This is a genomic window from Candidatus Cryptobacteroides sp. (assembly GCF_056207615.1).
Genome location: NZ_JBAEER010000131.1, coordinates 18677 through 32782 on the forward strand (window position 1 = coordinate 18677; position 14106 = coordinate 32782).

Annotated in this window: 10 protein-coding genes and 1 pseudogene; 9 read left to right on the forward strand and 2 right to left on the reverse strand. The window is 50.1% G+C overall.

The window, feature by feature from the left end:
- The first annotated feature begins 36 nt into the window (after positions 1 to 36).
- From AC06ND_RS07795 to AC06ND_RS07820, 6 genes are read left to right on the forward strand one after another with little or no spacing between them, the layout of a single operon-like run.
- Positions 37 to 765, forward strand: coding sequence for a DUF4493 domain-containing protein (locus tag AC06ND_RS07795; protein ID WP_475678422.1), 729 nt, complete (start codon positions 37 to 39; stop codon positions 763 to 765).
- Between the two features lie 17 nt (positions 766 to 782).
- Complete coding sequence (locus AC06ND_RS07800; protein ID WP_475678423.1) at positions 783 to 2039, forward strand: DUF4493 domain-containing protein; 1257 nt, start codon at positions 783 to 785, stop codon at positions 2037 to 2039.
- A gap of 19 nt (positions 2040 to 2058) precedes the next feature.
- Complete coding sequence (locus tag AC06ND_RS07805) at positions 2059 to 3927, forward strand: DUF4493 domain-containing protein (protein ID WP_475678424.1); 1869 nt, start codon at positions 2059 to 2061, stop codon at positions 3925 to 3927.
- 33 nt (positions 3928 to 3960) lie between these two features.
- Positions 3961 to 4677, forward strand: a complete 717-nt coding sequence (locus AC06ND_RS07810; protein ID WP_475678425.1) for a hypothetical protein — start codon at positions 3961 to 3963, stop codon at positions 4675 to 4677.
- A gap of 6 nt (positions 4678 to 4683) precedes the next feature.
- Positions 4684 to 5481 (forward strand): hypothetical protein, encoded by a 798-nt coding sequence (locus AC06ND_RS07815; RefSeq protein WP_475678426.1) that lies wholly within the window; start codon positions 4684 to 4686, stop codon positions 5479 to 5481.
- Position 5482: 1 nt separating this feature from the next.
- On the forward strand, positions 5483 to 7093 hold the full coding sequence (locus AC06ND_RS07820; RefSeq protein ID WP_475678427.1) for a PCMD domain-containing protein: 1611 nt from the start codon (positions 5483 to 5485) through the stop codon (positions 7091 to 7093).
- A 53-nt stretch (positions 7094 to 7146) separates the two neighbouring features.
- On the opposite strand, the gene AC06ND_RS07825 is transcribed toward AC06ND_RS07820, so the two are convergent.
- On the reverse strand, positions 7147 to 9348 hold the full coding sequence (locus tag AC06ND_RS07825) for a RelA/SpoT family protein (RefSeq protein WP_475678428.1): 2202 nt from the start codon (positions 9346 to 9348) through the stop codon (positions 7147 to 7149).
- Positions 9349 to 9378: 30 nt separating this feature from the next.
- Complete coding sequence (gene uvrB / locus AC06ND_RS07830) at positions 9379 to 11514, reverse strand: excinuclease ABC subunit UvrB (RefSeq protein ID WP_475678429.1); 2136 nt, start codon at positions 11512 to 11514, stop codon at positions 9379 to 9381.
- Between the two features lie 107 nt (positions 11515 to 11621).
- On the opposite strand from uvrB, the gene AC06ND_RS07835 reads away from it, so the two are divergent.
- The 3 genes and pseudogenes from AC06ND_RS07835 to AC06ND_RS07845 all read left to right on the forward strand — a co-directional run.
- Positions 11622 to 12323, forward strand: a complete 702-nt coding sequence (locus tag AC06ND_RS07835; protein WP_475678430.1) for an iron-sulfur cluster assembly scaffold protein — start codon at positions 11622 to 11624, stop codon at positions 12321 to 12323.
- A 12-nt stretch (positions 12324 to 12335) separates the two neighbouring features.
- Entirely contained in the window at positions 12336 to 13358 is a 1023-nt protein-coding gene (locus AC06ND_RS07840) for a GGGtGRT protein (protein ID WP_475678431.1), read from the forward strand.
- A gap of 37 nt (positions 13359 to 13395) precedes the next feature.
- Positions 13396 to 14106, forward strand: a pseudogene (locus AC06ND_RS07845) (hypothetical protein); the annotation flags it as partial.

Genomic DNA, 14106 nt, shown 5'->3' on the forward strand with positions numbered 1-14106 from the left:
GAATAAAGTAGAATTAGATTTTTAACCCCAAGACTCATGAAATTAAACAGAATTGCAATCATTGCTTTAGCGCTCCTTATGGCGTCATGCTCCAAGGAGAACGGCAAAGTCGGATCTGTGAGATTTGCAGTCACAAGCAACGAGGAGGTGACCGAGGTCACTAAGGGAAAGGTTTCGGACTACACCGTTCTTCCGGCATCGGCTTCCTTCAACATCTCTGTCAAGGATTCAGACAATGCCTTGGTATGGAACGGCCCTGTTTCAGCATGGGACGCTTCTACCGCGCTCAACGTAGGCAATTATTCGGTTACCGCCAGCTATGGCGAGGAAGGTATCGAGGGATTCGACAAGCCTTATTTCACAGGAACGTCCACATTCTCTGTGGTCGGTGGCAACACCGCCCAGGTGAGCATTCCTGTACAGCTCGGCAATACCCTGGTGAAGGTGAGCTGCTCTGACTCATTCAAGAATTTCTTTACAGACTACTCTTTCTCCGTGACCACCGGTAACGGTACCAGGATCGACTTCGCGAAGGGTGAAACTCGCGCAGCTTTCGTGGATGCCTTCAAGTTCACCATTGCAGGAGAGCTTACTACTCAGGGAGGAAAGCAGCAGTCATTCTCTAAGGAATACATCAATCTTGAGCCTAAGACCTGTTATACCGTCAAGTTTGACGTGGACAACGTCGCAGGCGTAACCGTCACAATAACTTTCAACGACACCGTTGAGACAGTCTCGCTCGGTGACATTGAACTTAATGACTAGAAGAAGGAAGAATCATGATGAAAAAGATTATTACCATCATATCTGCGGTTGCCGCAGCACTCTCAATCGTATCATGCGAGCCAGTCAAGCCAGCTAAGGGACAGGGTACCCTTTCTTTTGACTCACTCAGCCTCGAGTGTGATGACTATGTGGAGACCAAGGCTGTATCTCCAGCCAGCGGAAACTACACCATCCTCGTTTCTGATGAGAATGGCGATGTTGTTCTCAATACTACCTATGCAGCTGTGAAGGGCGCTGACAACACCCTTTCGCTTCCTGCAGGAAAATATACTCTCGAGGCACGATCATCCGAGGACGCCGTCCCTGTAGCAGAGTTCGAGCAGCCTATTTATGGCGCTTCTACCACGTTCAACATCGTGGCCGGCGAGACCACCAATCTCGGAAACATCACCTGCAGCCTTCTTCAGTGCAAGGTCACCGTCAGCTATAGCGACGATTTCCTCGCAATGGTGACTGGCGAAGGCGCAGCTACTGTCGAGGTTACCTCAGGCTATCCTCTCAGCTATGAGATGGGCTATGCAAACGGCTCTGCATCATACGAGCATGGCGCAGGCTATTTCGCAGTAAACAACGGCGCCAACACTACCATGGAGGTTACCTTCAAGGGTAATATCGAGGGCCGCAGCCAGAAGATGACCAAGACCTTCACCGGTATTGCTGCAAAGCAGTGGCGTCAGGTAAAGTTCATCAAGAAGGTTGATGAGGAAGGTAATGCAACATTCGATGTCGTTATCAATGACATGATCGATGACGAGGAGCTCAGCAATAATCTCGCAGGTCTTCAGGACATCATCGGAGGTGATCCTAATGCTCCTAAGGGTGACGGCGACATCCGTCTCCTCTTCGACTATGAGAATGGTTGTGACACCGAGTTCACTGACCTTACCAACCTTGTCATGCCACAGATGTCAGAGAGGAAGATCAAACTCGTCCTCAAGGCAGTCGTTCCTAACGGCGTGAAGAAGTTCAGCGTGGACATCACCTCGACTAACGAGGCTTTCGTTTCTGCAGTTCAGGCAGCATCAGCAGAGCATCTCGACCTTATCAACCCTTCAGAGGACAATGCGATCATCTTCCAGGTGGTTCCGTTCCCTCATGGCGCAGAACTCTTGGGCCAGACCGAGCTCTCATTCGAACTCAGCGCTGCACAGGAGGCTATCACCATTTACCCAGGTGAGCATAACTTCTGCATGAATATTACAGACCAGCAGGGTTGCAGGAACTCTATTCCTGTAATTATGATCGTTAAGTAGCGTATAGGAGGAAAAGGAAATGAGAAAACTCACATACGTTATGATGCTCACAGCCGCAACTGTGTTGGCTGCTTCCTGCTCAAAGGATATCAGGAACAATGGCGAGAAGGGCGAGGGCAGCCTCACTCTCAGCGTCCAGCTTCCATCCGTGACCAAGGCTGCTATGAGCTCTGACGAGCTCGTCAAATCAGCTTCGGTCAAGATCTACATGGCTGATTTCAGCGGCCTCGTGCGCCAGTATACCTATGCTGATGCGCCTGCTACAATATATCTTCCTGCCGATTCCTATCGTGTTGACGTGCTCGCCGGTGAGGCGGTGAAGTCATCACCTGCAGTTGCTTCTTGGGATCAGAAGAGCTACTCTGGGTCCAAGGAGTTCACTATCGTCGCAGGACAGAATTCAACTGTCCAGGTTGCAGCAGGAGTCTGCAACGCAGTCACCAAGCTTAATTTTGACCCTACCGTCGCCGAGAATTTCAACGCCGGCTACTCGCTTACCATCGGTCTCGATGCTGCTGATGCTTCAACTCAGCTCGTCTATGATGCCAACAAGTCTGGCAATGAGGGATATTTCATCATTGCAGATGTCGATGAGCCTTCGTTCTCATGGACCTTCAGCGGTACTCTTGCCAAGGACGGCAGCTCTTTCACCAAGAGTGGCGTGATCGAGAACCTTGAACCTGGCAAACTCTACACTATGAATCTCGTCTATACCATCAAGGACGGTCTTCTCGGTCTTTCTCTCCTTGTTGACTATGGTACGGACATCGTCGATGATGTGATCGTCTTCGAGTCAGTTTCTACTGGCTTGGCGGCTTCAAGCATCTACGAGATCTGGGCCGGCCATGCTACCGTGCATGCCGACGTGGACGAGAGCGAGTTCAGTGATCCAACCGCGATCAAGTTCGCATACTCTGCTGACGGCGAGAATTGGACTTATGTCGATGCCGTACGCAATTCAGAAGGATCATACAGTGCAGTTCTCAAGGGTCTCACAGGTTCTACCGAGTATACATACAAGCTCGTCATTGCAGGCGAGGAGCAGGGTGAGTCAAAGACTTTCACAACTGAGGCTAGTCCTAACGTCCCTAACCCAAGCTTCGAATACGTGAGCCTCGTCTCAGGTGCAAGCTACTACAAGTGGTATGACCCATCTTGTGGCGTTCCTGGTGCGACTACCCAGTTCTGGGGATCCGGTAACGGTGAGGGTAATGAAGGTGTCAGGGGTTCTGCCAGCATGGGTATGGTCATCACCTATGTGGATGAGACCGAGCACATGGATGGCGAGAGGTCAGTACGTGCGCAGTCAGGATCCATCCTCGGTATGCTCGCTGCCGGTAATATCTTCACAGGACATTTCGCCGGTCTCGTCGGTACTTCTGGTGGTAAGGTATGTTTCGGCCGTCCATGGACCAGCCGTCCTACTGCAATCCGCCTGTGGATCAAGTATACTACCGATAAGGTGAACATCCTCGGATCTCTTCCGGAGGGTGCAAACCTTACCAAGAATGATTATGACCGTGCAAATCTCAAGATAGCCATCGGAACATGGAACTACAAGACCTATGGCGGCGATAAGGATTGCCCTATACTCGTCAATACGACCGATGCCAAGACGTTCGTGGATTACAGGACCGATCCTTCGACAATCGCGGATGCTGAACTTATCCTCTACGGCGAGGGCCGCCAGCAGATAAATTCGGGCGAAATCGTGGATGCTGAGACATCTCAGTGGCGTCAGGTCACCATTCCTCTCCAGTATCATACGGAGACAGAGTATCCTACCCATATCGTTATTTCGGGTGCCACATCAATGTACGGAGACTACTTCTCCGGCAGCGACAAGTCAAAGCTTTGGCTTGATGGCGTGGAACTTATCTATGAATAAACACTAACAATGCGTAGAATTATAGTCATAAGCATGATGTTGATCCTGGGTGCCACCGGTGCCCAGGCTCAGCGTTATGATCGTGGCTATGAGAACTTGAACTCAATCTCTACGGTATTTGCGCCGAAGGGGAGTTTCATGCTCGGTGGCAACGTTCGTTATTCACACCACCGAATGAATGATTACAGCGTGCTCGTCATCAACGGAATCAATTCCGCCGGCAGCACGATTTCAGCGAGCCCGTCTTTCCTCTACATGGTGAAGGACAACATGGGACTCGGTGCTAGGTTCTCATACAATAGAAGCCACTTCGACCTCGAGTCGGCCAATCTCTCAGTTTCTGAGATATCGATGAACGTTCAGGATTATTTCAGGCTCTCCCAGAGCTATACGGGAATGATCCTTTTCCGCCCTTATATCCCTCTGGGCCCTGGAGGACGTTTCTCAATGTTTGCAGAACTCAATCTTGGAGCGTCTTTTTCCCAGTCGAAGAATACCGTGGATATCAACTCCGTCGTCAAAGGAAGCTTTGTCGAGAAGTATAAGATCTTCTTTGGTGTGAACCCTGGATTCACTGCCTTCCTTACCAATCATCTGGCGATGGAACTCAGTCTTGGAATGCTCGGTATCAGCTATGGCTGGTCCGACCAGGTACATAATCAGGTCTCACAGGGCTCTACAGATGCAGCTGCAGCAAGTTTCATGGTCAATCTGGCCAGCATCAGTCTTGGCCTCTGCTATTATCTCTAAATGCGTATGAAGAAGCTTAGATTCATGATGATGGGCCTCGCGCTCATTCTTGCGATGACAACTGCTCATGCGCAGGGTAGGGATGCCAAGAGCGTTCGACAGACCGTCGTACTCGGTGCTCCGGTGCAGCACGATACGACCAAGCACAGCAAGCGCAGTCTCAAGTCTTTCGTCATTGCTCCTAGGGGAGAGTGGCAGCTTGGCGCAACCATAGCCTATATGGATGTGTCGGCTAAGGACAGTGAGTTCTTGCTCCTGCTCAATGACACCAATGCAGGAGCGTCAGTGCTCAGGCTTGCCCCTAATGTGGCATATACTTACATGGACAACCAGTCAATCGGTTTCAGATTCCAGTACACTTCGGCCAATGCCGTGGTTGATGCTGCGACTCTTGATTTGCTCGGTAACTTCAGTACTGAGGTGAACGACATCCATGCGCGTACTCGTTCTTACGGTGGACATGTCTACAACAGGTCATATCTGGGTCTTGACAACAGGGGTAGGATAGGCTTGTTCATGGATGCTTCCCTCGGTTATACCAGGTCCAAGACAATTTCTTATATGGGAGATCCTAGTGATGCATATGTCCTGAATGACAAGCTCAGCCTGAACTTTAGTCCTGGCGTAATCTATTTCCCTATGAATACGGTTTCTGTCTACGTGGCTCTCAGCCTGGCGGACATCTCGTATAATCATTCCGTCGCATACAACGACGGTCAGGTGAGCGGCACGAGGAATTTCTTTCGTGCTCAGACGAAGTTGAACCTTCTGGCCCTTAATTTCGGCCTCTCAATCCATCTGTAGCATGAAGAGAATATTGATCATATTGTCGTCGCTGGCAGTTTTTGCTGGCTGTATCAAGAATGACATCCCGTATCCTGTGATCGTTCCTCATATTACTTCCATGGAGGTGGATGGCGCAAGATCCGTGAGCCTCAGCATGGATGGAAGGACTGTGACTATTGCTCTCGAGGAGCAGACGGACCCGCGCAAGGTCAATATCAGAAGCTTTGCCTTGGATGAAGAGATTACCAAAGTGTCTGAACCATTGGTTGGCGTGCATGACCTCACCGATCCGTTGACTGTCACCTTGTCAACCTATCAGGACTATGACTGGACCATCTCAGCGACCAAGGATGTCGAGAGGAACTTCACAGTGAAGGGACAGATAGGCTCTTCTCATTTCGATGTCGTGAACCGAAGGGTGATTGCCTATGTGAGGAATTCCGTGATACTCAGCTCCGTCGAGATTACCTCTCTCAAGCTCGGTCCGGCTGATGTGACCAGCTATTCGTTGGAGATGTCCCAGATAAAGGACTTCACTTCTTACGTGGAGCTTGATGTGACTTACTTCGATACGACAGAGAGGTGGAAGATATATGTCGAGCACTCTGATGCGAGCGTGAATATAAAGAATATCAACCCGTGGACAAGAGAAGTATATATTACAGCTGACGGCGTCGCTGGAGTTACGAACGGCTTCAAGTACCGTAAGACCGGTACTCAGGCATGGATTGATGTTGCCGAGTCTGATATAACGTCAAACGGTGGAGAATTCACTGCGCATATACATGACCTTGAACCGGACACAGAGTATGAATGCTATGCTTTCAGTGGCAAGGAAGATACTACGGTCGAAGTTTTCATGACGGATCCTGCAACCCCTCTTCCAAACCATAGTCTTGATAATGTCAGTCTCGTGACCGGTTACAGCTATTACAAGTGGTTCGATCCTCTGGCACCGAACGAGGACGGCAGGTATATGTTCTGGGGAACCGGTAACGGTGAAGGTCCTGACGGTATCAATGGTACTTCGAGCCTTGGTATCACCTTGACCTATCCAGATGAAGCTGAGGCCCAGGATGGGCGTTATTGCGTACGATGCGAGTCGAAATCATTCGCAGGTCTTCTTGCATGTGGAAATATCTTCACAGGACAGTTCTCCGGCCTCGTTGGTACTACCGGTGGTAAGGTGAACTATGGACGTCCATGGTCAACACGACCAAAGGCGCTTCGTTTCAAGATGAAGTACGAGAGCGGCATAATCGATCTTATCGGTAGCTATCCTCCGGACGACCCTGTCAGACTTGGGGACAACGACAGATGCCACATCATCGCGACTGTCGGAGACTGGGATTACAGAACCTATGGCGGTTCCAAGGACTCTCCTGTTCTTGTGAATACCACTGCGGGTATTTACTTTACCAAGGAATCTCCTGGCATCATAGGTTACGGCGAGTATATCACCAACAAGTCTACTGACTGGGTTGAGGTTGAGATTCCTATCGACTACAGGTCTCTTACCAGAAAGCCTACACATATCATCGTGATATGTGCTGCCAGCATACGAGGAGACTACCTGACTGGTTCTTCAAAGACGACTCTCTGGGTCGATGATTTCGACCTGATCTATTAGAAATAAGAGGAGGCCGACTTTTTGGGTAAGCCTCCTCTTTAGCTTCTTGAAAATTAGATTCGGGAAACGTGCGAGACGTTCTTGATGATACGCAGCTGCGAGATGACCTTGTCGAGCTCTGAACTGCCGGAAACTGAGATCTTGAGTGTTATGATCTGTGTCCCGTGTCTATCGTCGTCGGCTACGTTCAGTGAGCGTACGGATGCCTTAAATATGCCGATTACACTCATGATGTCGTTGATCACGGATGGCTCCTGTGCTGTGACAAGCTTCAGGGTCGTCTGGAAGGTGTTTGTGCTCGGGCTTGTGCTCCACTTTACCTTCTGGATCCTGTATGGATACATATCTATGAGCCTTGCAGCATTAGGACAGGACATCCTGTGGATCTTGACTCCCTCTTTGATCGTAACGAAACCGAATACGTCATCTCCGAATACCGGGTTGCAGCATTTAGCCATCCTGTAATCGAGATTCTTGACGTTCTTTGCGTCTATCACAAGAATGTCATCGCTACTTCTCTGGGAGAGAAGAGTGGTTGCGGAAATCTTCTTCTCGTCTTCCTGAGCCTCCCTTTCTGCTGCAGAAGCCTTGTTCTGCAGGTGGTCCTTGACCTCAGAGACATCTATGATTCCTTCTCCGATAGCAGCAAAGAACTCGTTGGCATTCTTCATCTGATGCTTCTTCACCATAGCGGCGAGATCGTCGTCAGGGAACTCCAACTTCCAGTTCTTCAATCTCCTTTCAAGTATCTCCTTTCCTGCTGCAGCCTTCTCATATTCGGCTTCCTTGAGCTTCTGGCGTATCTTGTTGCGGGCCTTGGTCGTTGTGACGAAGTTGAGCCAGTCTGCCGAAGGCTTCTGGTTCTTTCCGCTCATGATCTCGACATAGTCTCCAGTATGGAGCTTTTCCCTGATAGATACGGCCTTGCCGTTTATTCTACCTCCGGTACACTTGACTCCGAGATTGCTATGTATGTCAAATGCGAAGTCAAGAAGAGTGGCTCCAGCGGAGAGCTTGCGAAGCTCGCCGGTAGGAGTGAATACGAAAATCTCCTTGCTTGAGAGAACAGGAATGTCATCGTCACCTTCCTGGTCAGGAGGGGAGAGGGTGTCGGTCTTTCCGTGTTCAAGTGAATATCTTACAGCAGAAAGCCAGCTGTCGAGGGCTGCCTGCCTCTTGATGCCCTTGTATGACCAGTGTGAGGCAAGTCCGTTCTCTGCGAGGTCGTCCATCCTTTTGGTCCTGATCTGAACTTCGATCGCAGCGCCATCATCGTTCTTGACGGTGATGTGAAGTGATTCATAACCATTTGGCTTTGGGTTGGATATCCAGTCGCGAAGTCTTTTCGTGTCTGATGTGTATTTCTCTGTCACATAAGAGAATACCTTCCAGCAGAGGGCATGTTCGCGATCTATTCCATTAAGGCCTTCAGCCTCGGCAGTGGTGCACTCATCGCTGTCGATGATGAACCTGATGGCAAACACGTCGAAGACTCCGTCGAAGTCTACCTTCTGCTTCTGCATCTTTTTCCAGATGGAGAAAGCCGTTTTCGTACGTGCCTTCAACTTGTATCTGATGCCCGCTTCAAGCAGTGATGCCTTGAGCGGTTCAATGAACTGCGTCGTGATTTTCTGCCTGTCCGGTTCCGTCGCCCTGAGTCTATTCGTAATGGCCCTATACTGTTCAGGTTCAGCGAATTTGAAATATATGTCCTCCATCTCGCTCTTCATGTTGTAGAGGCCGAGCTGATGGGCTAGTGGAATATACAACATCAATGTCTCAAGTATCTTTCGCTCTCTGGATGCCTTGGGGAATATGTCAAGGGATCGCATTATCTCGAGGCGGTCTGCAAGCTTGAGGACAGTGACTCTCGGGTCGGTTGAGTATGATACGATGAGTTTCTTGTAGTTCTCAGCCTCGAGGCGGGTGTCCTTTGGATTGATGGTTGCAATCTTGTTCAGACCATCCACCATCGTGAGGACTTCCTTGCTGAACATGCCGGCAGGAATGATGACCTCCTGACGTCCTTCCACGCCGTTGAACCTCGTGGCTTCATGCAGGAACACAGCTGCCAGACACTCTGCAGGTAGTCCGATTTCGTCAGCGGCAATCTTGGCTACTGCGAGGGGATGCTCTATGAATGGTTGTCCGTTACCACGCAGCTGTCCTTCAAGTGCGGATGCCGCGAAGTCGTATGCTTTTGCCACCAGTTCCTGACCGGCAGCATCGAAATTCGTGAATAGATTGCTGTCCATGAGGCCGTTTTATGCAAAAATAGTAAAAAATCAGGACTTCCAGACCTTGAGATATTCCTGGAGAGCCCACATCTCGTCCCTGTATTTCGCTGCTGCGGTGAAGTCGAGTTCCGCTGCAGCCTTGTTCATGTTTTTCTTTGCATTTTCTGCAGCCTTTTCGACCTGAGGACGTGTCATCGAGCGGATTACAGGATCCTGGAGGACAGCGGCAAGATCTGCCGTGATATAGCCGTCCACGAAGGCGGAATTGCTCTCTCTCTTGGAGTCGTGGCCGAGCCCTACCGTAACTGAACCTCGACCCAGATCGCTAGGGTCAGGGATGTAGAACGGGTCGTCGTATGAGTTGGCGGCGGTGACTTTTCCTCCAGTCTGACGAGCGAGTACAGGGCTGGTAGGATGTGCTCCGACCTGTGTTGGCGTGATATTGTGCAACTTGTTGTATTCCATTTGTTTAGCACGCCTTCTGTCTGTCTCGTATATGGTCTCCTGCATCGATTGGGTGATGGTGTCGGCATACATGATCACAAGGCCGTTTACGTTGCGGGCGGCTCGTCCCGCAGTCTGGGTCAGTGCTCTTCCGCTACGAAGGAATCCTTCCTTGTCAGCATCAAGAATGGCTACCAATGAAACCATTGGAATGTCGAGACCTTCCCTCAGCAGATTGACGCCGATGAGCACATCGAAGAGGCCGTTCTTGAAGTCGTTGATTATTTCCACTCGTTCCATGGTGTCGACGTCGGAATGGATGTACCTGCATCTTACTCCCATCTTCATGAAGTAGCCGTCGAGTTCCTCTGCCATCCTTTTGGTGAGAGTGGTGACCAGCACCCTTTCGTCCTTCTCTGCCCTTATCCGTATCTCCTCCATGAGGTCATCCACCTGATTCTTCGTCGGACGTACTTCGATAGGTGGATCAAGAAGTCCGGTCGGACGAACGATCTGCTCGACGATGAGTCCGCATGATTTCTCCAATTCATAGTCTGCAGGCGTCGCACTCACGTACACTGTCTGTCCTGTGATCTGCTCGAATTCCTCGAATTTCAGAGGTCTGTTGTCAGCAGCCGATGGAAGCCTGAAACCATAGTCGACGAGCACTCCCTTGCGAGAATGATCTCCTCCGTACATGGCCCTGATCTGGGGAATTGTAACGTGGCTTTCGTCTATGAAAAGAAGGAAATCGTCGGGGAAATAATCTATGAGACAGAAAGGCCTCATACCGGGGTCTCTGCCGTCGAAATATCTTGAATAATTCTCAATTCCAGGGCAGTATCCCATCTCTTTTATCATCTCGAGATCATACTCTACCCTTTGCTTTAAACGCTTGGCTTCCTGGAATTTACCAATCTCTTCAAAGAAGTTTGTCTGACTCTGTAGATCGTCCTGGATCTGGCTTACGGCACGTATGCTTCTCTCCTTCGTAGTAACGAAATTATTTGCCGGATATATGCTCACTTCGTCAAGTTCGTCTATGAATCCTCCGGTAGCCGGATCGATGATGGAAATCCTCTCGATTTCGTCTCCGAAAAACTCTACTCTCACTGCGTTGTCTCCATATCCGATGCAGATGTCCACGGTGTCTCCGCGGACCCTGAATGTGCCCCTCTTGAAGTCGGTCTCAGTACGGCTGTAAAGAGCGTCGACGAGGTCATATAGAAGCCTTGTCTGACTCCTCTCCTCACCCTTGCGGATCACGACTGTCTGTGCATGGAAATCTTCAGGATTTCCTATGCCGTAAAGACATGAAACACTTGATATTACAATGACATCACGTCTTCCGGAGAGGAGCGAAGATGCGGCGCTCAGACGAAGCTTTTCTATCTCGTCGTTTATGCTGAGATCCTTCTCGATATACGTGTCGGTCGACGGGATGTATGCCTCAGGCTGGTAGTAGTCGTAATATGACACGAAATACTCGACGGCATTGGTAGGGAAGAAGGCCTTGAACTCGCTGTACAGCTGAGCGGCGAGCGTCTTGTTGTGGCTGAGGATCAGCGCCGGTCGTTGGAGCCTCTCTATGACGTTCGCCATTGTGAAGGTCTTTCCGGAGCCGGTGACGCCAAGTAACGTGACGGCATCGACGCCTTCTTCTATGGCCTTGACGATGCCGTCTATAGCCGCCGGCTGGTCGCCTGACGGCTTATATTTTGATTCAATTCTCAACTTCATTACTTCGTAAAAGTAGGCAAATTTGATGGAATTTCAAAATTATTCGTATATTTGCGTGATTATGGTTTATTGTGAACTGAAAAGTTTAAAAACATATAGCAAAAATTATGGTTTACACACATGAAGTGCAGCAGATGTGCTGCGTAAAGAAGGGTCCTAACCATGGACCAGCTCCTATCCCAGAAGAGGGAAAGTGGGTTAAGTCGAAGGAAATCTCCGACGTTTCAGGTTTCACCCACGGTATCGGTTGGTGCGCTCCTCAGCAGGGTGCTTGCAAACTCAGCCTTAACGTGAAGGAAGGCGTGATCGTAGAGGCTCTCGTCGAGACTATCGGTTGCTCAGGTATGACTCACTCAGCTGCAATGGCATGTGAGATCCTCCCTGGCAAGACCATCCTCGAGGCTCTCAACACTGACCTCGTATGCGATGCAATCAACACCGCAATGCGTGAGCTCTTCCTCCAGATCGTCTACGGACGTACCCAGTCAGCTTTCTCAGAGGGTGGCCTTTCAGTAGGCGCTGGTCTTGAGGATCTCGGTAAGGGTCTCCGCAGCCAGGTCGGTACTCTCTATGGTACTCTCGCAAAGGGTCCTCGTTACCTCGAGCTCGCAGAGGGTTACATCAAGACTCTCGCTATCGATGCTAACGATGAGATCTGCGGTTACGAGTTCGTACACCTCGGCAAGTTCATGGACGCTGTGAAGAAGGGCGTTGACGCTAACGAGGCTCTCAAGCAGGTTACAGGAACCTATGGCCGTTTCACCAAGGAGGCCGGTGCAGTTAAATACATTGACCCACGTAAAGAATAAGGAGACAAGACTATGATTAGAGAAGTAAAATTCGAAAGCCAGGACCGTCGTATCAATCAGGTCCTCGCAGCCCTCAAGGAAGTAGGTATCTCTTCTATCGAGGAGGCAAACGAAATCTGTGAGAAGTATGGTCTTGATCCATATATGACTTGCGAGACTACCCAGCCTATCTGCTTCGAGAATGCAAAGTGGGCTTACGTCGTAGGTTCAGCTATCGCTATCAAGAAGGCAGAGGCTACCGGTGACAAGTCTGCAGTTTCTGCAGCTGCCAACATCGGTCTTGGTCTCCAGGCTTTCTGCATCCCTGGTTCAGTTGCTGACGCCCGCAAGGTTGGTCTCGGCCACGGTATCCTCGCAGCTCGTCTTCTCAGCGAGGAGACCAAGTGCTTCGCGTTCCTCGCAGGTCACGAGTCTTTCGCAGCCGCAGAGGGTGCTAACAAGATAGCAGCTAAGGCTGACAAGGTTCGTCAGGAGCCTCTCCGTTGTATCCTCAACGGTCTCGGCAAGGACGCTGCTCAGATCATCTCTCGTATCAATGGCTTCACTTATGTTCAGACTGAGTTCGACTACTTCACTGGTGAGCTTAAGGTCGTTCGTGAGATCGCTTACAGCGACGGTCCTCGTGCAAAGGTTAAGTGCTACGGTGCTGACGATGTACGTGAGGGTGTTGCTATCATGTGGAAGGAAGGCGTTGACGTTTCAATCACCGGTAACTCAACCAACCCTACCCGTTTCCAGCATCCTGTAGCAGGTACTTACAAGAAGGAGCGTATCCTCGCTGGTAAGAAGTACTTCTCTGTTGCATCAGGTGGTGGTACAGGCCGTACCCTCCATCCAGACAACATGGCTGCAGGTCCTGCATCATACGGTATGACCGATACCATGGGTCGTATGCACTCAGACGCTCAGTTCGCAGGTTCTTCATCAGTTCCTGCACACGTTGAGATGATGGGCTTCCTCGGAATCGGTAACAACCCTATGGTTGGTTGCACCGTAGCATGCGCCGTAGACGTGGCTCAGGCTCTTTCAAAGTAATCGTTTTTAATACTAATATTTTTTAATTGTTACCAAAATGAAAGTTTCAAAAGTTATCCTTTGTGCTTTCTCTGCAGCTCTCCTCAGCGTTTCTGCATTCGCTCAGGAAGATGGCAACAGGGATGCGAACGGCAAGATCGTTCGCGGTCCTTATGAAACCAATGGTTTCTGGGACAACTGGTTCATTAGCGTAGGTGGTGGTATCGACTATGTTATTGATGGTATCGCGTCAGATCATCAGAATTTTGGTGGTCTTACTCCTACTCTTGACGTTAATGTTGGTAAGTGGTTCACTCCTGAGTTCGGAGCTCGTATCGGCTATCAGGGTCTCGCTTACAAGGATTATGGTGAGAAGCTTGGAAATCACACCGTTCACGGTGATCTCCTCTGGAACATCAGCAATCAGTTCTGGGGCTACAAGCAGACTCGCGTTTACAACCTCGTTCCTTACATGACCGCAGGTTTCATGGTAAGTCCAGACATCGAGAACTATAAGGCTTCTCTTATGACTGGTGCTGGTCTCCTCAACAATTTCCGCATCAACGATCACTGGGCAGTAAACATTGACGTTCGTGGAATCATCACCCGTTCAAGGCAGCTCAGCGGCACAATGCACGCAGCAGCGGGTGTCCTTTCTGCAAGTGCAGGAATTACCTATAACATTGGTAAGAGCACTTGGAAGCGTGCTGTTGACAACTCAGACGCTCTCGCAGCTCTCGAGGCAGCAAACAAGGCTCTCAAGGATGCA

Excerpts from the sequence above, each read along its gene's own strand:
- AC06ND_RS07825 (WP_475678428.1), bottom strand. The coding sequence starts at position 9,348 with ATGGACAGCAATCTATTCACGAATTTCGATGCTGCCGGTCAGGAACTG.
- AC06ND_RS07810 (WP_475678425.1), top strand. The coding sequence starts at position 3,961 with ATGATGTTGATCCTGGGTGCCACCGGTGCCCAGGCTCAGCGTTATGAT.
- AC06ND_RS07835 (WP_475678430.1), top strand. The coding sequence starts at position 11,622 with ATGGTTTACACACATGAAGTGCAGCAGATGTGCTGCGTAAAGAAGGGT.
- AC06ND_RS07840 (WP_475678431.1), top strand. The coding sequence starts at position 12,336 with ATGATTAGAGAAGTAAAATTCGAAAGCCAGGACCGTCGTATCAATCAG.
- uvrB (WP_475678429.1), bottom strand. The coding sequence starts at position 11,514 with ATGAAGTTGAGAATTGAATCAAAATATAAGCCGTCAGGCGACCAGCCG.
- AC06ND_RS07795 (WP_475678422.1), top strand. The coding sequence starts at position 37 with ATGAAATTAAACAGAATTGCAATCATTGCTTTAGCGCTCCTTATGGCG.
- AC06ND_RS07805 (WP_475678424.1), top strand. The coding sequence starts at position 2,059 with ATGAGAAAACTCACATACGTTATGATGCTCACAGCCGCAACTGTGTTG.
- AC06ND_RS07815 (WP_475678426.1), top strand. The coding sequence starts at position 4,684 with ATGAAGAAGCTTAGATTCATGATGATGGGCCTCGCGCTCATTCTTGCG.
- AC06ND_RS07800 (WP_475678423.1), top strand. The coding sequence starts at position 783 with ATGAAAAAGATTATTACCATCATATCTGCGGTTGCCGCAGCACTCTCA.
- AC06ND_RS07820 (WP_475678427.1), top strand. The coding sequence starts at position 5,483 with ATGAAGAGAATATTGATCATATTGTCGTCGCTGGCAGTTTTTGCTGGC.